We start from the raw sequence: 23,457 nt of genomic DNA on the forward strand, positions 1-23,457 counted from the left end.
ATATCGCCTGAATTTGAGGCGTCGTGCTGATAAAAATAAATAACGTGTTGTGATTGTAAGAAAAAAAGAGTTATTCACCAGTTGAAAAAACGTAAATCAGATTATTTACCTCAGTGGTTATCTTATGATTTATCGCTGTTTTTATGGAGGTGGCTATTAATTTAGTTAATTAAAGGGAATCATCTTGTTATTAAATAATAGCTGTGTAGGTAAGCTGGCCGGTCTGCGCTGATGTTGGGCGCGGGGACCATTTTTTATCGGATTTATGTATTTAACTTATTGATTTAATTTATTTTTATTTTTTGAGTAAATCACTGGTGAGTTTAATATTCCCTGATGTTGCACTTATTTTTTTAAATTTATATCATTTTTTTAATGATATAGAACGACGCCAGTATTTCCGCTGCGATGGCACGCATTCGATATTTATATACCTATAGCAATGTCCTCGATTTTTCGCCAGTTTAGTTCGGCATGGAAAATACCCTGATATTGAGTCTGGTTATATCCCCGATTCAATTTGCGGTATGAAAATAAGGGGTTTAATCAAAATGTATACGAGGTTATTCAGCCATCAGAATGGCCAGCTTTAACAAGCTATGTCTCTTGTGACCCTTATTGTCCTTGGCCATAGAGTCCATTTGAGACACTTCCAGTCGCTTAGGTGTCCTTTGTATGTAAATTAACGTCAATTTTTTTCAATATATTTATAGGGGCGGATTTTACGGGTCGTTGTTGTGATTCGACGGCGGCTGAGACATTGGTGATAAACAGTCGTTGCGTCAATACATTGTTGGACGTTTGACAGGACAACGGTTGGTGAGGGGCGAAAAAAATGCCGCTACCCGGAGCGGGTAGCGGCAGAATTGTACGGGCGTTAAACGGCGAATTAGCGCGTTTCGCCAGCGTCCGGCAGGTGTGTCATACGGTTGCGCAGATCGCGGCGAGCAAGCTCAGCAACCCAGAAGCAGAACATATGACCAAACAGTTCGGAGAAGTGTTCAGCAAACGGCTGATCCCAAGGTGCAGGCACGGTACCGAACAGCGGCAGCAGAACGACGTGGAACACAACCCACAGTACCAGGCCGTAGAATGCGCCCTGCCACAGTTTGATTTTGGTGCAGAATTCGGCAGCGATACAGTACAGCACGGTAAAGGTGATTGAGAAACCGAAGTGCATGATGAAACTCATGATCGGGCGCGGGTTGCCATTGAACAGGTAGCTAATGTGAGAAAGCTCAAAGGACATACCCAGCTGTTGCAGCAATTCCTGTGGCGGGTTAGTCAGATCACGTGCGGGTGTTCTGGGTGGAAAAGGAATTTCCCAGCCGAATTTTGTAATGGCACAAATAATGCCCGCAATAATACCGACCAATATAGCCAGTAATACTTTCTCTTTAACGGTACGCGCTTGCAGCATGTTATTTTCTCCTCAATAACGGCGCAAAAACAGGGAACGAAAACGGCAGATCTCCCCGCTGGGAACCCCCCGGCAGAAACTGAAGATCTGTGATTATATGTGCTTGCAATCATATACCTACCTAGGAAAGGTGTCGACATTATCTGCTTGCCGTCACGCTTTGATAGTGTAGCGGAAATGCTAATGGAAGGGCGCAATATAGTTAGTGTAATGCAACACCTGAGAAATATAACCACTATTATTTTATAGCCGGATATTTTAAGTCAGAAATATCATGTAAATAGCTTTTTTATATTATTTCGGTAATGAGAAATAAGCGATATCGCTTTTAACATGATGTTGAAAAAAGGTCGCCGCTTTATTGTGCGGTATTTTTATCCCGCCTTTATCTCCGTCACGCTCCTTCGATAAAACGTTAATCGGTTCTCTGTCGGTTTACGGGTAAAACAGGGGCGGGTCGGTGTATTCCTGTGCTGAGCATCGTTGCAATATGTCGGGCGTCAATCCGGTGAAAGGCGAAAGCGTTCAGGAGCGTCAGAGACGCTCCTGGAGGTATGAAGGCGGATTAGCGTTGCTCTTCCAGCCACTCAGGCATGTCGTGGAACCCCATAGCCTGACGTACGAGCGTGGGTTTGATGCCAGGCAGGGTATCCGCCAGCTTCAGCCCCACGTCGCGCAGCAATTTCTTGGCCGGGTGTGAACCGGCGAATAGTTCGCGGAACCCCTGCATGCTGGCGAGCATCATCGCAGCGCTGTGCTTGCGGCGACGTTCGTAGCGGCGCAGATACAGATACTGGCCGATATCTTTGCCCTGAGACTGGAGGCGCTTGAGCTCGGCAATCAGCTCGGCAACGTCCATAAAACCCAGATTCACGCCTTGTCCCGCCAGCGGGTGAATGGTATGCGCCGCATCGCCCATCAGCACCAGTCGGTGTGCGGCAAAGCTACGGGCGTAGCGTGCCGTCAGGGGGAAAGACTGTCGCTCGCTTTCCAGCTCACACAGGCCCAGACGCATATCAAACTCGGCGGCCAGCTGCGAATTGAACGTTTCCGCTGGCGCTTCCAGCATGGTCTGCGCGCGTTCCGGCGGCAGAGACCAGACGATGGAGCAGAGATGCGGATCGCTGAGCGGCAGGAACGCCAGCATGCCGTCGCCGTGAAAGACCTGCCGCGCCACAGACTCGTGTGGACGCTGGGTACGGATATTGGCGACCAGCGCATGATGACCGTAATCCCAGAAGGTCAGCGGAATATCGGCATGTTGCCGCAGCCATGAGTGCGCGCCGTCCGCGCCGACCACCAGCCGCGCTGTCAGCATGCTGCCGTCTTCCAGCGTGATAAAGGCCTCGTTCTCCCCCCACGCCACCTGCTTTAGGGCCGCGGGCGCAATAAGAGTGACGTCGCGCGCGCGTTCCGCATGTTGCCACAGCGACTGTTGGATCACCTCGTTCTCGATGATGTGGCCAAGATGGGAAAAACCGGTCTCTTCGCCGTTGAAGCTAATGCTGCCAAAACTATCCCGATCCCACACGTACATCTCGTTATAAGCTGATGCGTTGGGCCGCGATGGTTTGCCACACGCCGAGCTTTCGCAGCAGCTGTTCGCTGGCGGCATTGATGGCTGACACGCGCGGCGCCAGATCCTGCTGGGCGGCGGGGGCATTCACCGGCTGTTTTTCCAGTACGGCGATGCGTAACCCGCTGCCCTGTAGCCCGCAGGCGAGCGCCAGACCGACCATGCCTCCGCCGGCGATTACCACGTCGAATGATTGCATAAAGCGTGAATTCCTGTTGTTGCCGTCGGCGACGGTTATCGTTCCACCCAGCCTAGCGTTCTGCGTGCCAGACTATCCCGCAGCGCGGGCAGGCTGTTCATGGCCATCAGGCCCAGATTGCGCGCCACTTCCATTGAGAGATACGCGTTGGCGAAGATCCTCACCAGCCCGTCAGTAATCGCGACGGTCGTCTGGCGATCCGGCTGACGCCGTTGCTCGTAGCGATCCAGCACCGGATAACTGCCGGGATCTTCCCCGCGCGTTACGGCTGTCACGACGGTTTCCGCCAGCGTCATCACATCGCGCAGCCCGAGGTTGAAACCCTGACCGGCGATAGGATGGAGCGTTTGCACCGCGTTGCCGACCAGCGCGAGCCGGTGGCTAATGTGGCGCTCTGCGGTGCGCAGCGCGAGTGGATAACTGTGGCGTTCGCGACGTGCGTCATCGCGCCCAGCCGCCAGCCGAAGGCAAGCTGTAGCTGACGCCGGAACGCGTCGTCGCTCCAGCTATCCACTTCGGCCTGCCGCGCCTGCGGGTGGCACCAGACCAGCGAGCTGCGGCCCTGACTCATCGGCAACAGTGCCAACGGGCCATGCGGCGTGAAGCGCTCGTAGGCGCGGCCGCGGTGAGGCTCCGAGGTAGTGATGTTAGCGATGACCGCCACCTGTTCATAAGGATGATCTTCCCAGCGAATCCCCGCAGCATGGGCTAGCTGAGAGTGGGAGCCGTCGGCGGCCACCAGCAGCTGTCCGCGCAACGCGTCGCCGTTGTCCAGCGTCAGCGTCGCGCCGTTAGCATCGCGCTCGACGTTGACCACCGTCGCCGGGCAGTGGAGACGTACCCCCGGCGCTTGCTCCAAAAGTGAGAACAGGCGTTTGCCCGCTTCGTGCAGCTCAACGACATAGCCTAATGCGTCGACTCGGTAGTCCCGGGCGTGCAAATAGACATAGCCCGCGTGGCCGCGATCGCTGACGTGTACGGTGTTGATCGGCGTGGCGGCATCCGCCAGAGCAGGCCAGATACCGATCGTTTCCAACTGCTGGCGGGTGCCTTCCGATAAGGCGATGGCGCGCGCATCAAAGCCGGGATGCTGGCGATCCTGGGGGTCGCGGGATTCGATAAGATCGACCGCGATCTTCCCCTGCGACAGAGTGGCGATCGCGAGCGCCAGAGTTGCGCCGGCCATGCCTCCGCCGACGATCAGGATACTCATGAAGCGTTGCTCGCCGCGGCCGCCATCAGCGCTTCGATATCGTCCGGATCTTTTACCACGCCCGCGGTCAACACCTCGTTACCGCTGGCGGTAATCACAATATCGTCTTCGATGCGTATGCCGATGCCGCGATATTCCGGCGGGACGTCGGCGTCCGGGGCGATGTAGAGGCCCGGTTCTACCGTCAGCACCATGCCCGGCGCCAGGATGCGTCCGCGATCGCCGGTGCCGTAATCGCCGACGTCATGGACATCCAGACCCAGCCAGTGGCTCAGGCCGTGCATATAGAAGTCGCGGTGCGCTTCGGCGGTATAAAGTTCGTCGATGTCGCCGTGCAAAATACCGAGATCCAGCAGGCCCTGTAGCATGATGCGGACGACTTCTTCATTAACCTCACGGATGCTGCGTCCCGGACCATAAAGCTCGATGGCGCGTTTTTCGGCGGCCAGCACGATGTCGTAAATTGCGCGCTGAGGCGCCGTGAATTTTCCGTTAACCGGGAAAGTTCGGGTGATGTCACCCGCATAGCCTGGTACTCGCAGCCAGCGTCGATCAGCACCAGATCGCCGTCCTGCATCTGGCTCTCGTTCTCGGTGTAATGGAGAATGCAGCCGTTTTCGCCGCTGCCCACAATCGTGTTGTATGACGGGTAGCGAGCGCCGTGGCGGGTGAACTCGTAGTGAATTTCCCCTTCCAGCTGATACTCATACAGACCGGGACGGCTGGTTTGCATCGCGCGGGTATGGGCCAGCGCCGTGATTTCTCCAGCGCGTCGCAGCAGGTCGATTTCGAGCGGCGACTTAACCAGACGCATTTCATGCACCCACGGGCGCCAGTCCGTGATCGTCGACGGCGCGGAGTAGCCTTTACGCGTGCCTTCACGCAGCGTTTCCAGCGCGGCGAACACCAGTTTGTCGGCGTAACGGTACTGGCCCTGCGCGTGGTAAACCACGTCCAGTCCATTTAGCAACAGATGCAGCTGTTCGCCCATCTCTTCAAACGGCAACGCGCGATCCACACCCAGTTTGGCTGGGGCGGCATCCTGTCCCAGACGGCGTCCGAACCAGATTTCGGCGTTGATATCGCGGACCCGGTTGAACAAGACGCTGTGGTGATGATTTTCATCGCTCTTGACCAGCAGCAGCGCGGCTTCAGGCTCATTAAAGCCGGTGAAGTACCAGAAATCGCTGCTCTGCCGGTAGGGGTAGTCGCTGTCGGCATTACGTTGCGCTTCGGGGGCCGCAAAAATAATCGCGGCGCTGGCAGGCGCCATTTTTTCCAGCAGTGCCTGCCGTCGACGGAGATATTCTTGTTGATTCATCACCTGCTCCTGAATTGTCAGCGCCGGGCGCTGACCTGTAAGGCGGATAGCCGAACGTTAGTGCAGCGTCGGCTTTTGTTCGGGGGCGGTTACCACCGGATGAGTGAACTCGTTATGACACATTATGGCAGCAACCCGCACATATTCGACGACTTCTTCCAGCGACTGGGACAGCTGCTCCAGATCTTCATCTTCGTCATAGCCAAGCTGAGCGATGTTGCGCAGATCGCCAATCGCCTCTTTCAGTTCGCCCTGCGTCTTTTCCAGACGCGGCTGCACTACGCCGAGGCCGAGCAGGAAGTGGTTGACCCAACCCGCCAGACCGTCGGCGCGTTCAAAAACGGTCACATTGTCTTGCGTATCGTCCGGCAGGAACAGCTGGAACATGAAGCCTTCATCGTCCAGCGTACTGCGGGTGATCTGGTAAATCTCCAGCAGCGGCTGAGCCAACGCCTGGGGGAATGACAGGCCGTCGTTGGTCAGTTCCGACACCAGCGTTTTCCAACTGTCGTCGTGATTGCCGCCGCATAAAATGCCGCTGATCAGGCCGTGCATTTCCGCTGCCGTCAGGGCGACCTGATGCTGTTTCAGTAGTTGTTCAGTGGCTTCATAGCCAGGGAGTTTGTTCTCTATAGACATGCGCATTCATCGTCGTTGCGGGGAGTTCGTGTTATGCTACCACCAAGCTCCGTTGCTATACCAGAAAGGGCTTGTATCTTCTATTTGGGGTATATATAGTAGCGCCCGCTTTTTACCTGGAAAGGCTGCCAGGCAGCGCCAGGTAATCAATCCGCGCGGGTGCGAAACGACACAAGGGCAGGAAGGTGGCATGTCTGCACAACCGGTAGATATTCAAATTTTTGGCCGTTCGTTAAGAGTGAATTGTCCGCCAGAACAACAGGATGCGTTGAATCAGGCTGCGGAAGATCTTAACCAGCGGTTGCAAGATCTCAAAGTTCGCACTAGAGTCACAAACACGGAGCAGCTGGTCTTTATCGCCGCGCTCAATGTGTGCCATGAGCTGGCGCAGGAACGGACAAAAACCCGTGACTATGCCTCCAATATGGAACAACGGATTCGCATGCTGCAGCAGACCATTGAACAGGCGCTGCTGGAGCAAGGCCGCATTACCGACCGTCAGGATGCCCAGTTTGAATAAGTGCGCATTTTGGTAAAGAGGTTGGGGATTACGGGTAACAAAACGCTGTTAGACATGTTAGGGTAACAGCGAGTAACGAATAAAATTTCTCTGAGATGTTTGCCAGCGGGCCAGTCCCCTGAGCCGATATTTACAACCAACAGAATGTTGTGCTTGTGGTTGGTGCGCATGCTCGGTCCGTCCGAGAAGCCTAAAAACTGCGACGTGACGTTCACCTTGAACCAAGGGTTCAAGGGTTACAGCCTGCGGCGGCATCTCGGAGATTCCTTCCTTTTTCTTACATCCTTTCCAACAGGCCGATACCCGATATGCAGACGCTCACTTCTTCTGCCGATCGCTCCGCCGATCTTGACCGTCAGACCCTCCGTCAGCGTATACGCCAACGTCGCCGCGCGCTTAGCGCCGAACAGCAGGCGAGCTTCTCTCAACAGGCGGCGCAACGCATTATCGATCATCCCCGAATTCAGCAAGCCCGACATGTAGCGGCGTATCTCTCATTTGATGGCGAACTGGATACCGCTCCGTTGATTGACGCGCTCTGGCGTCAGGGCAAGCAGGTCTACCTTCCCGTTCTGCATCCGTTCAGCGCCGGTCAGTTGCTGTTCCTGTGCTATGAACATGACACGCCGCTAACGCTTAACCGGCTGAATATTTTGCAGCCGCGATTAGACGTGCGTCAGGTGTTGCCGACTCACCAGCTCGATATTCTGTTTACACCGCTGGTGGCGTTCGACGATCAGGGACAGCGACTGGGGATGGGCGGGGGATTCTACGATCGCACGCTGGAACACTGGCAGGCGCGCGGGCCTTATCCGATCGGTCTGGCTCACGATTGTCAGCAGGTGGAGCAGGTGCCGGCAGCCCATTGGGACGTCCCGCTCCCGGAAATCCTCACGCCGTCCCGCGAGTGGCGCTGGCCGACGTAAGGCATGCTGGGTTTAGTTCATGCTGCGGCCGTCGTGTCCCAGCATGTTCTGCACCAGCTCCACGCAGCGCAGAAAGCGGCTGTCGTAGTCCGATTCGGTGACATAGACATAGTCGACGTTATTCTGCGCCAGCATCTCCTTGAGGAGATTTTGGAACTCCGAGCGATCCGCCGTGCTGCCTAGACTGCGTAGACCGTCCGCCACCCACGGCGTGTTGTTTTCCAGCAAAATCACCAGATCGAATCGATATTCCTCAATCAGCGCCTGAACGAACGGGTGCTCGCGACCTTCGTATTTTTTACAAAATGCCTGCGTGGTGATGAAGTCGGTGTCGATAAATGCCACTTTGTTGGCATATTTAACTGAAAAATCAATGTATTGGGCCTGGCCTAGCGCAATTTTATCGTAGTCGGAATACTGCAGTGCCATCTCGTCGCCGCCCAGATGCGAAAATACGTAGTCACGGCCGTATTCCCAGGCGCTGGTGGTGTTAAAGATATTGGACAACTTATTGACCAGCGTTGATTTTCCGCTGGACTCGCCCCCCAGAATCGCCACGGTACGAACGAAGAAAGGTTTCACCTCTGTGGGAATGTATTCCCAGTAGCGGAACGGGTTCTGTCTGATCTGAGAGCCGCTGATATTCATAAAGGAACGGTTCGGGTCGACCAGTACGGCGTCGATCCCGAGATGGGGCTTGTACTGGGGCGCATCCTGCTCTTCGCTGGTGTAGACGAAGTTAGGTTCGATACCTTTTTCCGCCATGAATTTTTTAATGCCTTGGCTCCAGACGTCCCAGCCGTGCGGATAGGGTTCCATACCTTCTTCGTTAAAGGCGTGAATATGGATATTTTTTTGATATTTGAAGGTTTGCAGCAGCCAGCGCAGGCGGTCGCTGACGGTCGGCTGCTGCGACATGGAGCTGTGTTCGAAGAGGGTGCGGTCCCTCTCTTCGTCGAACCCCATGATGACGTGCAGTTCGTCCACCTGGCTACAGGCGCGCTGGATCAAATAGATATGACCGGTATGCAGCGGGTAAAATTTACCGAACACGACGCCGATGCTTTTCTGATGGTAGGGGAATTCCAGCCCCAGGAAGCGGTGCAGCGCTTCCAGCTTCTGCGCGCTGGGGCTTTTGATTTTGGCGTTCAATAATTGGCTAAGGTAGCCTTTCGTCATCCCGGTGGCGTCGGCAACCTGCTGTAGGGTACATCCCTGTTGTTTGATAGCCGATTTGAGGTAATCGAATGGTGACATGATCCGGCGCTCCTTGTTTAGCTTACTAAACAAAATACCACAGGGGCCGGGTCATGATCCAAAGCTATCTGCCGTTACAGATCATCCAGAATGGCGAGCGCGTCCGCCAGCTTCTTAACGCCGAACACCTGCATGTTGGCTGGCGGCTTCTTGGGCATGTTGGCGAAGGGGACGATTGCACGCTTGAAGCCATGTTTGGCCGCTTCGGTGATCCGCTCTTGTCCGCTCGGCACCGGCCTGATCTCGCCCGCCAAACCGACCTCGCCGAAGACCACCAGATCCTGCGGCAGCGGGCGATCGCGCAGGCTGGAGACCAGCGACAGCAGCAGCGCCAGATCGGCGCTGGTTTCCGTCACTTTTACGCCGCCCACCACGTTGACGAACACGTCTTGATCGGACATCTGCAGGCCGCCGTGGCGATGCAGTACCGCCAGCAGGATCGCCAGGCGATTCTGCTCCAGTCCGACCGCCACCCGCCGGGGATTGGCCATCATGGAGTGATCCACCAGCGCCTGAATTTCCACCAGCAGCGGCCGCGTGCCTTCCCATACCACCATCACCGAACTGCCGGAAGTGATCTCATCGCCTCGGCTCAGGAAAATGGCCGATGGATTGCTGATTTCACGCAGACCCTGCTCCGTCATGGCGAAAACGCCCAGCTCATTGACGGCGCCAAAACGGTTTTTATGGCTGCGCAGCGTGCGGAAACGAGAGTCCGCGTCGCCGTCCAGCAGCACGGAACAGTCAATGCAGTGCTCCAGCACCTTTGGCCCCGCCAGCGACCCATCTTTGGTGACGTGGCCGACCATCACGATAGCCACTCCGCGGGTTTTGGCGAAGCGGGTCAAATAGGCGGCGGTTTCACGCACCTGAGACACGCTGCCCGGCGAGGACTGAATATCGGACAGGTGCATCACCTGAATGGAGTCGATTACCATCAGCTTCGGCTGTTCCTGCTCGGCGATCAGGCAGATCTGCTCAATGCTGGTTTCCGACAGCATGTTGAGATTCTGGGCGGGAAGGCCGAGCCGGTGCGCGCGCATCGCGACCTGCTGCAACGACTCTTCGCCCGTCACGTACAGGGTTTTCATCTGTTCGGACAGTTTGCACAGCGTTTGCAGCAGTAGGGTACTTTTACCGGCACCGGGGTTGCCGCCGATCAAAATGGCGCTGCCGGGCACGACGCCGCCGCCCAGCACCCGGTCGAACTCCTGAAAGCCGGTGGAGAAGCGAGGAAGCGCTTCGAGGCTGATGTCCGACAGTTTCTGTACCTTGCTGACCCCGGCGCTGTCGCCCGCATAGCTGGCGAAGCGGTCGCTGCGTGCTGACGACGGCGCGGCCGCCAGACGGACTTCCGTGATGGTATTCCAGGCCTGGCAGGCGCTGCATTGCCCCTGCCAGCGCGGATAATCAGCGCCGCACTCATTGCAGACAAAGGCGCGTTTAGCGGCTTTTGCCACGGTTTACCTCACTTCTTTATTTAACGTTGTTCGTGTCGCAGGCTGCCGCTGAGAATACACAGCACGCCGGTCAGGTCCGCATAGCGGATGCTGGTGGACGTTTGCGCATAGACCTTGGGTTTCGCATGATAGGCGATCCCGAGTCCTGCGGCTTTCATCATCAGCAGATCGTTGGCGCCGTCGCCGATGGCGATCGTCTGCTCCAGGGGGATCTCCAGCTTGTCGGCTAATTGCCGTAAGGTGTCCGCCTTATATTGGGCGTCGACGATCGGGCCTTCCACGTCGCCGGTCAGTTTGCCATCGCGCATGCCCATGGTATTGGCGACCGCTGCCACCAGATTCAGTTTCTGGCGCAGATAATCGGCGAAAAAGGTGAATCCGCCGGAGGCGATCGCCAGATGCCAACCGGCTTCCTGCAGCTGTTTGACCATCTGTTCCAGACCGGGCATCAGCGGGAGCGAGTCACGCACCTGCAGCAGGATATTCGCATCGGCGCCCTTCAGTGTGCCTACGCGTTCGCGCAGGCTGGAAGAGAAGTCGAGATCGCCTTGCATCGCGCGTTCGGTGATCGCCGCCACCTGATCGCCCACGCCCGCCAGGTTGGCGATTTCATCAATGCACTCGATCTGGATCGCCGTGGAGTCCATATCCATGACCAGCAAACCGGGCGAGCGCAGGGTGGGGTGATTCCCCATCGCGGCCACGTCCAGCCCCAGCGTGTGCGCGGACTCGGCGATATGCGGCGTCAGAATGCCCGCCAGTCGAACGACCTGATAGTCGCCTACGCTCCAGGCGCTCACGATGACCATCGGTTCATCCAGCAGGCGCTGCATACGGGATAACGCGTTTTTGTCGAGCGTGTCGCCGTAGAGCAGCCAGCCGGTGTTGCCCGCCCGATAGTCCAGCGGCATGACTTCGTCACCGCTGAGTGACAGCGGCAAATTGGGCCAGCAATTGATCTCAACGGGCAGATCGCGATAGGTCAAACGGTTCGACATGGGGTAAATCCTTTCCTGCGGGTGTTGTGTTGACGACGTAGAACGGTCATAAAGAGGACAATGATAAAACAACGCAACAAGCTATCCTATCGTCAACGCTTCTGGCAACATGAAACTCTCCAAATCGCTCAGGTGTTCCCATGGTTCGGGCTCGGTTGAAATTTCGCTTACATCGTACGGCTATTGTGCTGATCTGTCTGGCGTTGCTGGTGATCCTTATGCAGGGATCGTCGTACTTTAGCCTCAGTCACCAAATGGCGCGCTCTGAACAAGTTGAAGAGCTGACGCGGACGCTGACCCGTCAGGTTGCGTTTAGCCTGACCCCGTTGCTGGAAGGTAATGATGACAACAGCCAGCGGATCCACGACGTGTTGCGCAATCTGACCGACCGCAGCCGGATTCTGGACGCGGGCATCTATGCGCTGGACGGCACGCTGATATCGCGGGCCGGGGAGCAGATCCCGTTACGCGATCGGTTGGCGTTGGATGGCAACCGGGCCGGTAGCTACTTCAACCATCAACTGGTCGAACAGATCAACGGTAAAGATGGGCCGATTGGCTTCCTCCGCGTGACGCTGGATACCCACGTGTTGGCGACCGAAGCCAAACAGGTCGATAACACGACCAATATTCTTAGGTTGATGATCCTGCTGGCGCTGGCCATTGGCATCATTCTCGCGCGGACGCTGTTGCAGCACCGCCGTTCCCGCTGGCAGCAGTCGCCCTATCTGTTGACTGCCAATACGCCGGTGGAGGACGACGATCCGGATAACGATGACGAAAGTGGCGAGACGCCGCACGAGCCCGGTGCTCGTCGCTGAGCGCAGGCGGGCTCCTCAATCTTGCGCCATGCTTCATAAAAACGTCTCCCACCGTGAGCGCTGTGGGAGGCGCTGCTGACGAGAGGCTCGTTCACCGCCGTGGGGCCGATAAACGGCAAAGAAAAGGCGCGTCTTTCAGTCACCGATTGTTTATGACCGGTAAATCAGAGAAAATGCCCCGCTTAACGATTGATTTCCGCTCTGCCTGACGTGACATCGCTGCGATCTGATGCTGACGCCGGGTGCTAACCTGAAGAAGCCTGAACAACATGTCTCCAAGTGAATTTGCCCGCGAAGTCTCGAAACGACGGACTTTTGCCATTATTTCCCACCCTGACGCCGGTAAAACCACCATCACGGAAAAGGTTTTGCTGTTCGGACAGGCGATCCAGACCGCCGGTACGGTAAAAGGCCGCGGCTCTAACCAGCACGCCAAATCCGACTGGATGGAAATGGAAAAACAACGTGGTATCTCCATCACGACCTCCGTGATGCAGTTCCCGTATCGGGATAGCCTGGTCAATCTGCTGGATACCCCGGGGCATGAAGACTTCTCGGAAGATACCTACCGTACGCTGACCGCTGTCGACTGCTGTCTGATGGTGATCGATGCCGCGAAAGGGGTGGAAGATCGTACCCGCAAACTGATGGATGTCACCCGTCTGCGCGATACTCCGATTCTGACCTTTATGAACAAGCTCGACCGCGACATTCGCGATCCGATGGAGCTGCTGGATGAAGTGGAAAGCGAGCTGAACATCGCCTGTTCGCCCATCACCTGGCCTATCGGCTGCGGCAAGCTGTTTAAAGGGGTCTATCACCTTTATAAAGATGAAACTTACCTGTATCAGCGCGGGATGGGGCATACCATCCAGGAACTGCGCGTTATCAAAGGGCTGGATAACCCTGAGCTCGACAGCGCGGTCGGCGAAGAACTGGCGGCCCAGCTGCGTGAAGAGCTGGAATTGGTACAGGGCGCTTCCAATGAGTTCGAAGAAGAGGCTTTCCTGAGCGGCGATTTAACGCCGGTCTTCTTCGGCACCGCGCTAGGTAACTTCGGCGTGGACCACATGCTGGACGGCCTGGTCGACTGGGCGCCGACGCCGATGCCGCGTAAAACCAACGTGCGTGAAGTGGTCGCGTCGGAAGAAAAATTCTCCGGCTTCGTTTTCAAGATCCAGGCCAATATGGACCCGAAACACCGCGACCGCGTTGCTTTCATGCGCGTCGTGTCGGGTAAATATGAGAAAGGTATGAAGCTGCGTCAGGTACGGACCGGCAAAGATGTGACGATCGCGGACGCGCTGACCTTCATGGCGGGCGACCGTTCTCACGTGGAAGAAGCGTATCCCGGCGACATTATCGGCCTGCATAACCACGGCACCATCCAGATTGGCGATACGTTCACGCAGGGCGAAGACATGAAGTTCACCGGTATTCCGAACTTCGCGCCGGAACTGTTCCGCCGCATTCGCCTGCGCGATCCGCTGAGACAGAAACAACTGCTGAAAGGATTGGTTCAGCTGTCCGAAGAGGGGGCTGTGCAGGTATTCCGTCCGCTGATCAATAACGATCTGATCGTGGGCGCGGTAGGGGTACTGCAGTTTGATGTGGTCGTTGCCCGTCTGAAGACGGAGTACAACGTGGAAGCGGTTTATGAGTCGGTCAACGTCTCCACCGCGCGCTGGGTAGAATGCGGCGACGTCAAAAAGCTGGAAGAGTTTAAGCGTAAGAATGAGCAGCATCTGGCGCTGGATGGCGGCGACAACCTGTCCTATGTCGCCCCCACGATGGTCAACCTGAATCTGACTCAGGAACGTTACCCTGACGTACAGTTCCACAAAACACGCGAACATTAATATTCTGCTTAAGATTTACGCAGATGACATAAGCCAGGCTCACGCCTGGCTTTTTGCTATTTTATTATTATATTTCAGATAATTATCCCCCATATCCCCGGCGTCAGCTCTTGATTTACCGCACGGACAAATCCGAATCTCTCGAAATTGCTGTCTTTTTCATCACGTTGCCTGGGTTTTTACCCGCAGTCAGCTATAGTTAACAGTGTGTACGATATTTCTAGTTTGTTTCACTGTTAATTTAACGAGAGGCAGCGGGTTGTATTGAAGTGTTGGTAATTTACGGCATGACAATCTATTCGGTAGCCGATGCCGGCTACGATGCGCTAGCCCCGTGATTGACTCTTTATGAGCACATCCCGTGCAGTGGAACAGTGGTAGTGGCAACAAAAAGGAAGATCTAGATGAAAAAGACCAAGATTGCACAATCAGTAATGGCCGTTGTTCTGGGTACTATGTTGCTGGGCGGTCAGGCGATGGCAGAAGAAACGTTCAGCCAGAAAGTGAAGAACGTGGCCGATACCACCGGACAGAAAGTCGATAGCTCCATGACTTCTGCAGGGAATTATCTGGATGACAGCACGGTCACCGCAAAAGTGAAAAGCGCGCTGCTGGAAGATAAAACCATTGATAGCGGAGACATCTCCGTCGCGACATCTAAAGGCGTCGTAACCCTGAGCGGTTTTGTCGCAAGCCAGGATCTTTCCGCGCACGCGGTCAGCATCGCGAGCAAGACCGAGGGCGTGAAGTCCGTCAGCGATAAGCTGCAGGTCAAAGATGAAAAAGGTTCCCAGACAGTCGGCGCTTATGCCGGAGATACGGTAACCACCAGCAAAGTCAAAGCGAAATTCCTGGCGGACAGCATCGTTCCGTCTCGCCACATCAAAGTTGAAACGCATGACGGCATTGTGCAGCTGACCGGTCAGGTATCGACGGCGGCACAGTCTGCTCAGGCGGAAAGTTTGGCCAAGGCTGTTGAAGGGGTCAAAAGCGTCAAGAATGACCTGACGGTGAAATCCTAATTCAGCTCCGACTCCGGGTTATGCCGTTCCTCGGGTAACCCGCGATCACATCTGCGCGGCGGCTATCTCGCCGCCGCGCCTGTCAGGACGACTCACCGACGGTATCTTCGCTCAGGGCGGCTTCGGCGCCATCAGACCAATGAGCGCGGTTTCGGGCTCATGGTTCTGCCCCGTCGGATAGCCGCGTTGCGTTCTAAGACGCTGGCTGCAACAACATCACTTTAATCACCCGATATTGAAGGAGAGCGTATGTTTCGTTGGGGTATTATTTTTCTGATTGTCGCGCTGATCGCCGCCGCGCTGGGTTTCGGCGGACTGGCGGGTGTCGCGGCGAGTGCAGCTAAAATCGTCTTCGTGATCGGTATCATTCTATTCCTGATCAGTCTCTTCATGGGACGCAGGCGTCCATAGCGATAGCAGTCTGTAGGTGTCGCTAAGGACGTGAATGTGGAGTCTGTGCTGTATCACGTCTATCAACCGCCGGCCCGGCATCCACAAGGATGTGCGGGCCGGTTTTGTATTTAACGGAAAGGCTCGCCTGTCTTTTCGCGTCATCCCTCGGGGCGACGCCTTGCGCTGCGTTCATGGCGGCTCCCATTCGATATAAGGCCGGTGGCCCGGTCTGTTGCAGGCACATGTCGCGATGGGCGAGTAACTGCTATCCTCACAGCCTCTCATTCCGCATGGAGGTCGTATTTGCTTATGCCGGGTTTTGAACTGACCGCCAGCCAGACCGACCTGCGCTCTGACGCGCCGGGTCCGCTGATAGATACCCACTGCCATTTTGACGTTCCTTTGTTTTTGAATGACGAGTCTGACAGCGTGCGACGCGCTCAGGACGCGGGCATCACCGATATCATCATTCCCGCGGTGGACGCCCATCACTTCGATCTTATCCTTCAACTCTCCCAACGTTGGCCTGGCCTGCATGCGGCGCTGGGATTGCATCCGTTATATATCGATCGTCATGACGAAAAGGATTTAGCGTTGCTGGACGCCCGGTTGCAGTCGCATCGGGAAGGCGTAGTCGCGGTCGGCGAGATGGGGTTGGATCTCTATATGGATAATCCCCAGTTCGATCGCCAGTGCCATTTTCTCGGCGAACAGCTGGCGCTGGCTCGTCGTCACGATCTGCCGGTGATCCTGCACTCCCGGCGGACACATGATCGTTTGGCGGCGATACTTCGGCGGTGCCCTCTGCCGCGCACGGGCGTGGTGCACGGTTTTTCAGGTAGCTATGAGCAGGCGATGGTGTTTATCCGGCTGGGTTTTTATATCGGCGTTGGCGGCACTATCACCTATCCGCGCGCCAGCAAAACACGTCAAACGATAGCGAAATTGCCGTTGGAATTCCTGCTGTTGGAAACGGATGCGCCGGATATGCCCGTATCGGGTCATCAGGGTTCGCCCAATCGGCCGGAACGTATACGCGACGTATTTGCGTCGTTGTGTGAACTGCGGAAGGAAATGCCGATGGAGCTCGTCACGGCCCTGGCGGCGAATTCGCGACGTTTATTTCAAATTTGAACGAATAATCGGCGCGTTAGAACGATGGGTAAATCCTAATCACATGTTATCAATGATAAAAAAATTAACATCCGGTTCGATAATGCCGGAATAGTCCTTTTTTCTTCCCGCCAGACTTATCCATTTTCTTCTTCTGACCCACTCTACCCACTGCCGTTAGATGACGTTTTATTGTTTTATGACAATAGGTAACGTGATGAATAGTGGGTAGAAAGAGGAGAAATAATGCACTTTTATCCCAAAATATACAATATTTCAGAATATTTGACGTTTTTATTCATTTAATGTTGTATGCATCGTTGGTTGCTGCCGATAGGCCTTTTATCGCCCAACTTCTTCGTTTGTTAAGTTTTCTAAAGAGAAGGGGCGCACCCTGGCAGTAGCATAGGCTTTCTTATTTATTACTTTCTCTACTAAAGGGATTTTCCATGGAAATATTAATGAGTCTGGTGGGGATGGCCGTACTCATCCTGGTCGGAATCATGCTGTCTAATAACCGTAAGGCAATAAACGTTCGCACGGTTGTCGGCGCTTTTTTGATCCAGATCTGTATTGGCGTATTGGCGCTATATGTTCCCCTGGGCCGACAGGTTCTTGCCAGTATCACTTCCGGCGTAGGTAACGTCATCGGCTATGGCAATGACGGGATCGCTTTTATGTTCGGTGGCCTGGCCTCGGATAAAATGTTCGAGATCTTCGGCGGCGGCGGTTTTGTCTTTGCGCTGCGGGTACTGCCGATGATTGTGTTCTTCTCTTCCCTTATCGCGGTGCTGTATTACCTCGGCATCATGCAGTGGGTCGTTCGTCTGCTGGGCGGCAGCCTACAGCTGCTGTTGCGGACGTCGCGCACCGAATCTCTCTCCGCCACCGCGAATATCTTTGTCGGCATGACCGAGGCGCCATTGGTGGTGCGTCCCTACATTGCGGGCATGACGCAGTCCGAACTCTTTGCCGTCATGTGCGGCGGGCTGGCCTCTATCTCCGTTTCCGTTCTTGCGGGCTATGCGCAGATGGGCGTGCCGCTGGAGTATCTGATCGCCGCTTCCTTTATGGCCGCGCCGGGCAGCCTGCTGTTTGCCAAGCTGATCATGCCGGAAACGGAACAGACGCATGACCGTGATACGGTTCAACATTTCGACGGTGAAGAACAAAAACCGAGCAATGTCATCGACGCGGCGGCGGGCGGTGCGGCGTCAGGTTTGCAATTGGCGCTAAATGTTGGCGCAATGTTACTGGCTTTTATCGCTTTGATTGCTTTACTTAACGGTATCCTCAGCGGTGTTGGCGGCTGGTTCGATTATCCGCAGCTGTCTCTGGAGCTGGTTCTTGGCTGGATTTTTGCACCTGTGGCATTCCTGATCGGTGTGCCGTGGAGTGAAGCAACGGTGGCAGGTTCATTCATCGGTCAGAAGCTGGTTGTTAATGAATTTGTGGCCTATTTGAATTTGAGCTCCTACCTCAAACCTGACGATGTGGTTGCGGCCTCCGGTTTACAGGTACTGTCTACACACACGAAAGCGATTGTCTCTTTTGCACTGTGCGGCTTCGCCAATTTGTCCTCTATTGCCATTCTCATTGGCGGTTTGGGCAGCATGGCGCCGAATAGACGTCCGGACATTGCCCGCTTCGGAATGAAAGCCATTGCGGCAGGGACGCTATCGAATCTGATGAGCGCCAGTATCGCCGGTTTCTTTCTGGCTTTGTGAGTCGTGTTTTACAGGGAGGTAGCGCCGCTGCTTCTCTGTACTGTGAACTAGTGGCACATGCGCTATGTTCCGCTTGAAGAGTTAAAGAATATGCTTTCTGTTTTTATAGAAGATATCGAGTGGGTTACGTTCCGCCAGGCTGACAGCGACGCTATTTACCCTGGGGTAGGGGCGCGCTGTCATTTTTCCCTGCGGACTTATCGTGATGATTTGTTCTTTCGCGCAGGGATTCCTTTTACAGCAGAAATTGCACGCTCAGTGCCTAAGCGTCGGGCTGAGTATCTGGCCGGACGTCATCTCGCCCGCCGGGTGCTCGAACGCCTGGGGGTTGAGCGATACACATTGAAAAACGGCGAGGATCGTTCGCCGCAGTGGCCCGACTTTATCGTTGGGTCGTTGAGCCATAACGCAGACTGCGCGCTCTGCGCGGCCCATATGCGTCAGGATACGGCCTCCTACGTCGGATTGGATGTCGAGACGGTCATGAGCGAGGAGCGGGCGAACAGCCTGTGGCCGGGGATCATCAACGATGAAGAGTTCGACTGGTTGCATGAGACGTTCCCCGGTCGTTTCTCGACGTTGCTGACGCTGGCGTTCTCCGCCAAGGAGAGTTTGTACAAGGCGCTGTATCCGCAGGTGAAACACTATTTTGATTTTCTGGATGTCAAACTTGTGACGCTGGACAGCGTCCGGCACACCTTCACTCTGGAACTGTTGTGCGACCTGTCGCCCGACTTCCCGAGGGGGCGGCGCTTTAGCGGGACGTATCAACTGCGAGAGCAGGATGTGATCACGTTTATTTATCACCAATAATGGATAACGGCACGCTCGAAGGAAGTCGACGATGAAGATGACGGGGAACACGTTGCTAATCACCGGCGGTGGTTCTGGGATAGGTCGCGGACTGGCGGAAGCCTTTCATCGCGCGGGCAACCAGATCGTCATTGCCGGGCGCGACGTCTCCCGTTTGCGCGAGGTCGCCTCTGCCCATCCGGGCATGGCGTATCTCGCGCTTGACCAGCGTTCTCCGGACGGCGTGGCGGCTTTCGTCCAGCAGCTGACGGCGCGTTTTCCCACGTTGAATGGCGTGATCAATAACGCAGGAATCCAGCGGCGGGAAAAGGTGACCGAACGTGACTGGCAGACGGTGCAGGAGACGATATCCACCAATCTGTTGGGGCCGATTTACCTGACCACCGCTTTGTTGCCGCATCTGCTTCAGCAACCCCGTGCGGCGATCCTTAACGTGACGTCCGAACTGGCGTTTATGCCGCAGGCGGCCACGCCAACGTACTGCGCGAGTAAAGCCGCGCTGCACTCTTATACGCAATCGCTGCGTTTTCAGCTGCGCGATACCGCGGTGCAGGTCATAGAGGTGATCCCGCCTTGGGTGCAGACAGGTTTGCAGGGTGAGCAAGGGCACGATCCGCGGGCGATGCCGCTGGACGTGTTTATCAATGAGACGATGGCATTGTTGCAGGCGAATCCCGAGTCAGAGGAGATTGTCGTCGCGCGGGCTCGTCCGCTGCGTGACGCGCCGCGCAGTGAGGGCTACGACGCGCTGCTTCAGGCTTTCAATTCGCCAGAGGCGGAGTGACCTCGCGAAAGCCGTTATTCGAAAAAGAGATGCAAAACAGGCGGAACTTCGGTTCCGCCTGTTTTTTTTAGTGAATGCTCACTTACTTATGAGCCTTACATCATCAGCCTGTTTCAGGAACGCTACGCGGCGCGTCCGCCCAGATACAGCTCTCGCATACGTGGATCGTTGAGCAGCTCGCTCGCGTTGCCTGTCAGTGCGACTTTTCCCAACGCCAGCACATAGGCCCGGTCTGAGATATGCAGGGCTTCCATGGCATTCTGTTCCACCATCAATATCGCTACGTTCTCTTCCCGACGAATTGCCTGAATGGCGTCGAAGACATCCGTCAGCATTTTGGGCGAGAGCCCGGCGGAAGGCTCGTCCAGCAGCAGGGTTGCGGGCCGGGGCATCAGGCGCGAGTCAGCGCCAATATCTGACGCTCCCCGCCGGAAAGCGCCGATGCCGTTGCGCGCCATTTCTTGCGCAGCAACGGATAGCGTTCGCACAGCTCTTCCATTCGCTGTCGGCGCTGTCTGTCCGGCAGAAACTGACCGCCGGTTTGCAAATTTTCCTTGATAGTCAGGTTGTTGAAGACGTTGTCCGTCTGGGGCACAAAGCCAAGTGAGCACTCACGAACTTTGCGATGGATCGGGATTCTGCCCACGTCACGATCGTCCAACAGAATCTGCCCGCCGCGTGGCGTCAGGTAGCCCGCGATGCATTTCAACAAGGTTGACTTACCACAGCCGTTGGGGCCGAGCAGCGTGACGATTTCCGCGTTATCCACCTGCAGGGAGATGCCCTGAAGGATGTCGATGCCGGGGGTATAGCCAGCCACGACGTCGTGCAACGTAATCATACGGCCTCCTGTTGAGTCTGGGCGCTGCGGCCCAGATAAGCGTCCAGCACCTGCTGATTATTCGCCAACTCGTCCGGATGGCAACTGGCGACGATGTGCCCGCGATCCAGTACGATACAGCGCTGGCACAGCTCGCGAATGAAGTGCATATCGTGTTCAATAATCACCAGCGACAGCCCCTCGCGATTCAAACGTAGTAGCGTCTCCACAATATCCCGTCGCAGGTTGGGGTGAACGCCAGCCATCGGCTCGTCCAGCATCAGAATCTGCGGATCGCCCATCAGCGCACAGGCGATGCCCAGCAGCTTTTTTTGACCGCCGGACAGCGCTGCGGCGGGCAGGTCGCGGACGGGATTAAGCAGCAGCGCGTCAATCAACGCCTGCGCTTTGGCGCGGTCTGCCTGTTCGGCGCGTCGAGTCGCCGGTAGCGACAGCAGACTGCTCCAGAAACCGTGATGCCGCGTGCCCGCCGTCATCACCACTTCCATCACCGTCATTTTTTGCGGCATAGCGGGGAGCTGGAAAGTGCGTGCAACACCGGACTGAATGATGCGATGCGTCGGCAACTTATCGATACGTTGCCCGGCGACGTGAATAGCGCCGCCATCTATCGGGGTGAATCCTGAAATCGCATTCAGCAGCGTACTTTTTCCTGACCCGTTTGGCCCCAGCAGACCGAGGATCTCTCCTTGATGCAGGGTAACGTTGACGCCCTCGAGTACGCGGTTACCGCCGAAGGCTTTACTGACATTCTCGATCTGCATCAGTGGCGTCATGACGGCACCTTCCTTAATTTTTCAGGCAGCAATCCGCCGGAACGCCACAGCAGGCAGGCCAGCAGAATAACGCCGACCGTGCCCAGACGCAGCGCGCCGGTGATATCGGAACCGATATTAAACAGGTCTTTGGCGAAAGGAATGAAGGTATACAGGCATTCGACGACCAGAACGCCCAAGAGCACGCCCGCGACATTGCCGATACCGCCGATCATCACCATGCTCCAGATCAGGAAGGTTTCGGAGGGCAGAAGGTAATCGGGGCTAACGTAACTGGTGTAATAGGCCATCAGGATCCCCGCGGCGGTGGCGATCGCCGCGCTGCACATCAGCGTGCGGCATTTCAGCCATTGCAGGTGATAGCCCATGCATGTCGCCAGCTGAGGCTGTTCGCGCATCAGACGTAGCGCCCGGCCGAAGCGGCTTTTACCCAACCGATGGGAGATGATTGCCACCAACGCGACGGACAACAGGATCACCACGGCGAAAATCAGTCCGTCGCCCTGCGTAGAGCCGGTGGACCATGCTGGGACGATGTTGCCCAGTCCTTGCGCGCCGCCGGTCAGCAAGTCTTCATTGATCGCGATCGTGCGAATGATCTCGGCGACGGCCAGGGTGGCAATTCCCCAGTAATCCGCTGCCAGCTGGCGGCCCAGCACCGACATGCCTGCGCCGATCAACAGGGAAAGCGCCATGCCGAACGCGCTGGCTTCGACAAAAGAAAGCCCCAACCGAGCGCCAATTCCGGCGGAGTAAGCGCCGATACCGACAAAGGCGATATGGCCGAAGTTGAGCAGTCCAGCGTAGCCCGCCTGGATATTCAGCGCAAGCGCAATCAGGCGTAGATGCCGGTGATGCTAATAAGATGGAGCAGGAAATCAGACACGGCGCACCTCCCGGTTAAACAGGCCGTAAGGACGCAGCAGCAGCGCCAGCAGCAGAATGACGAACGACGCCGCATTGATGTAGGTGACGGGGATGAACACCAGTTCACTGCCGAATAGCCAGCCGAAGTCGAGGTTAGTGACCAGCGTTTCGGTAGCCGCAATCAGCAGCGCGCCGAAGACGGCGCCTAGCGGATTACCCAGCCCGCCCAGAATGGCGGCGGCCAGAATCGGCAGCAGCAGATCGCTGCCCTGATTAACATAGGCACTGGAGTTAAGCGCCAGCATGGAGCCGCCGAGTCCTGCCAGCGTACCGGCGATGAAATTGACGGTATGCACCAGCGCATCGGCGTTCAGGCCCGATGCGGCGGCCAGATCGCGGTTGCTCGCCAGAGCCCGAATGGAGCGTCCGAGCGAGGTATAGAACAGCAGCGCGCCGAAGGCGACCAGCAACACCATTGTGACGCCCAGCGTCCACAGTTGGTTACGGGAAACGAAGCTATCGGCCAGCGAGATCGTCGGACTGAGCGGCAGGTTGTAGCTGACGGGCGACGATCCGGCGATCCCCAGAATCAGGGCGATCAGGATCATCGATACGGCCAGCGATCCGATCATGGCGCTTGCCGGCCCGGACTGCGCCAGGCGACGAAAGATCCCATGATGCAGCAGCGTCGCCATCGCACCGGTCAGTACGCTAGCCAGTAGGATAGCCAGCAGGAACGGACAGCCGATCCGCAGCAGCGCGGCCGTCATGAAGGAACCCACCATCGCATATTGCACGTGCGCCACGTTGGCGAACCGCACCAGCCCGTAAACCAGACTCAGGCCGAGCGCGATGGGCGCCAGGTCCGCAGTGCGGAGCAAGGTATCGAGAATGAACTGAAGCATAGACTCT

At 56.2% G+C, this 23,457-nt stretch carries 19 protein-coding genes, 1 other RNA gene and 4 pseudogenes; 11 read left to right on the plus strand and 13 right to left on the minus strand.

Features of this window, described 5'->3' with window-relative positions:
- Nucleotides 1–889: 889 nt before the first annotated feature.
- The 5 genes and pseudogenes from AU509_RS14335 to AU509_RS14355 all read right to left on the minus strand — a co-directional run bounded on the left by AU509_RS14335 (nt 890) and on the right by AU509_RS14355 (nt 6,368).
- The gene (locus tag AU509_RS14335) at nt 890–1,417 is read right to left on the minus strand and encodes a YagU family protein (RefSeq protein WP_085652811.1); all 528 of its coding nucleotides are present in this window, start codon (nt 1,415–1,417) and stop codon (nt 890–892) included.
- A gap of 568 nt (nt 1,418–1,985) precedes the next feature.
- A pseudogene (ubiI, locus tag AU509_RS14340) lies at nt 1,986–3,195 on the minus strand (FAD-dependent 2-octaprenylphenol hydroxylase).
- Nucleotides 3,196–3,230: 35 nt separating this feature from the next.
- Nucleotides 3,231–4,408 (minus strand): annotated as a pseudogene (gene ubiH, locus AU509_RS14345) (2-octaprenyl-6-methoxyphenyl hydroxylase).
- Nucleotides 4,405–5,729, minus strand: a pseudogene (pepP, locus tag AU509_RS14350) (Xaa-Pro aminopeptidase). The pseudogenes ubiH and pepP overlap by 4 nt, the downstream one beginning before the upstream one ends.
- A 57-nt stretch (nt 5,730–5,786) precedes the next feature.
- Nucleotides 5,787–6,368 (minus strand): YecA/YgfB family protein, encoded by a 582-nt coding sequence (locus tag AU509_RS14355; protein ID WP_094118658.1) that lies wholly within the window; start codon nt 6,366–6,368, stop codon nt 5,787–5,789.
- Nucleotides 6,369–6,558: 190 nt separating this feature from the next.
- Here AU509_RS14355 and zapA point away from each other — a divergent pair, with 190 nt between their 5' ends.
- From zapA to AU509_RS14370, 3 genes are all read left to right on the plus strand, one after another.
- A complete protein-coding gene (zapA, locus tag AU509_RS14360; RefSeq protein ID WP_026739504.1) occupies nt 6,559–6,888 on the plus strand; it encodes a cell division protein ZapA in 330 nt (109 codons plus the stop codon).
- Nucleotides 6,889–6,972: 84 nt separating this feature from the next.
- Nucleotides 6,973–7,155, plus strand: a non-coding RNA gene (gene ssrS, locus AU509_RS14365) — 6S RNA.
- 41 nt (nt 7,156–7,196) lie between these two features.
- Nucleotides 7,197–7,814 (plus strand): 5-formyltetrahydrofolate cyclo-ligase, encoded by a 618-nt coding sequence (locus AU509_RS14370; RefSeq protein ID WP_085653124.1) that lies wholly within the window; start codon nt 7,197–7,199, stop codon nt 7,812–7,814.
- Nucleotides 7,815–7,826: 12 nt separating this feature from the next.
- Here the strand turns inward: AU509_RS14370 and nadR are convergent, their stop codons facing one another.
- From nadR to serB, 3 genes are all read right to left on the minus strand, one after another.
- The gene (gene nadR / locus AU509_RS14375; protein WP_085653125.1) at nt 7,827–9,071 is read right to left on the minus strand and encodes a multifunctional transcriptional regulator/nicotinamide-nucleotide adenylyltransferase/ribosylnicotinamide kinase NadR; all 1,245 of its coding nucleotides are present in this window, start codon (nt 9,069–9,071) and stop codon (nt 7,827–7,829) included.
- Nucleotides 9,072–9,145: 74 nt separating this feature from the next.
- Nucleotides 9,146–10,531: a DNA repair protein RadA gene (gene radA, locus AU509_RS14380; protein WP_085653126.1), complete on the minus strand. Its 1,386-nt coding sequence runs from the start codon at nt 10,529–10,531 to the stop codon at nt 9,146–9,148.
- Nucleotides 10,532–10,551: 20 nt separating this feature from the next.
- Nucleotides 10,552–11,529, minus strand: a complete 978-nt coding sequence (serB, locus tag AU509_RS14385) for a phosphoserine phosphatase (RefSeq protein WP_094118659.1) — start codon at nt 11,527–11,529, stop codon at nt 10,552–10,554.
- Nucleotides 11,530–11,669: 140 nt separating this feature from the next.
- On the opposite strand from serB, the gene AU509_RS14390 reads away from it, so the two are divergent.
- From AU509_RS14390 to AU509_RS14425, 8 genes are all read left to right on the plus strand, one after another.
- Nucleotides 11,670–12,350, plus strand: coding sequence for a YtjB family periplasmic protein (locus AU509_RS14390; protein WP_094118660.1), 681 nt, complete (start codon nt 11,670–11,672; stop codon nt 12,348–12,350).
- 269 nt (nt 12,351–12,619) lie between these two features.
- Nucleotides 12,620–14,209, plus strand: coding sequence for a peptide chain release factor 3 (gene prfC, locus AU509_RS14395; protein WP_094118661.1), 1,590 nt, complete (start codon nt 12,620–12,622; stop codon nt 14,207–14,209).
- Nucleotides 14,210–14,613: 404 nt separating this feature from the next.
- The gene (osmY, locus tag AU509_RS14400) at nt 14,614–15,231 is read left to right on the plus strand and encodes a molecular chaperone OsmY (RefSeq protein ID WP_094118662.1); all 618 of its coding nucleotides are present in this window, start codon (nt 14,614–14,616) and stop codon (nt 15,229–15,231) included.
- Between the two features lie 249 nt (nt 15,232–15,480).
- The gene (locus AU509_RS14405; protein ID WP_085653131.1) at nt 15,481–15,642 is read left to right on the plus strand and encodes a DUF1328 domain-containing protein; all 162 of its coding nucleotides are present in this window, start codon (nt 15,481–15,483) and stop codon (nt 15,640–15,642) included.
- Nucleotides 15,643–15,933: 291 nt separating this feature from the next.
- Nucleotides 15,934–16,758 carry a TatD family hydrolase gene (locus AU509_RS14410; RefSeq protein WP_085653132.1) on the plus strand — a complete coding sequence of 275 codons (825 nt, stop codon included), beginning with the start codon at nt 15,934–15,936 and terminating at the stop codon, nt 16,756–16,758.
- A 428-nt stretch (nt 16,759–17,186) separates the two neighbouring features.
- Complete coding sequence (locus AU509_RS14415) at nt 17,187–18,464, plus strand: NupC/NupG family nucleoside CNT transporter (RefSeq protein ID WP_094118663.1); 1,278 nt, start codon at nt 17,187–17,189, stop codon at nt 18,462–18,464.
- A 90-nt stretch (nt 18,465–18,554) separates the two neighbouring features.
- Entirely contained in the window at nt 18,555–19,277 is a 723-nt protein-coding gene (locus tag AU509_RS14420) for a 4'-phosphopantetheinyl transferase family protein (RefSeq protein WP_094118664.1), read from the plus strand.
- A 31-nt stretch (nt 19,278–19,308) separates the two neighbouring features.
- On the plus strand, nt 19,309–20,061 hold the full coding sequence (locus tag AU509_RS14425) for an SDR family oxidoreductase (RefSeq protein WP_094118665.1): 753 nt from the start codon (nt 19,309–19,311) through the stop codon (nt 20,059–20,061).
- A gap of 122 nt (nt 20,062–20,183) precedes the next feature.
- Here AU509_RS14425 and AU509_RS18790 read toward each other — a convergent pair whose 3' ends face one another.
- The 5 genes and pseudogenes from AU509_RS18790 to AU509_RS14445 all read right to left on the minus strand — a co-directional run bounded on the left by AU509_RS18790 (nt 20,184) and on the right by AU509_RS14445 (nt 23,450).
- A complete protein-coding gene (locus AU509_RS18790; protein ID WP_254901592.1) occupies nt 20,184–20,453 on the minus strand; it encodes an ATP-binding cassette domain-containing protein in 270 nt (89 codons plus the stop codon).
- The gene (locus AU509_RS18795; protein ID WP_254901593.1) at nt 20,453–20,902 is read right to left on the minus strand and encodes an ATP-binding cassette domain-containing protein; all 450 of its coding nucleotides are present in this window, start codon (nt 20,900–20,902) and stop codon (nt 20,453–20,455) included. Before AU509_RS18795 ends, AU509_RS18790 begins: the two co-directional genes overlap by 1 nt.
- Complete coding sequence (locus AU509_RS14435; protein WP_094118666.1) at nt 20,899–21,678, minus strand: ABC transporter ATP-binding protein; 780 nt, start codon at nt 21,676–21,678, stop codon at nt 20,899–20,901. The genes AU509_RS18795 and AU509_RS14435 overlap by 4 nt, the downstream gene beginning before the upstream one ends.
- Nucleotides 21,675–22,564, minus strand: a pseudogene (locus tag AU509_RS14440) (branched-chain amino acid ABC transporter permease). Before AU509_RS14440 ends, AU509_RS14435 begins: the two are co-directional and overlap by 4 nt.
- A complete protein-coding gene (locus AU509_RS14445; protein WP_094118667.1) occupies nt 22,557–23,450 on the minus strand; it encodes a branched-chain amino acid ABC transporter permease in 894 nt (297 codons plus the stop codon). Before AU509_RS14445 ends, AU509_RS14440 begins: the two are co-directional and overlap by 8 nt.
- Between the last annotated feature and the right edge of the window lie 7 nt (nt 23,451–23,457).

The organism is Lonsdalea britannica, from assembly GCF_002111595.1.
Taxonomy (GTDB): domain Bacteria; phylum Pseudomonadota; class Gammaproteobacteria; order Enterobacterales; family Enterobacteriaceae; genus Lonsdalea; species Lonsdalea britannica.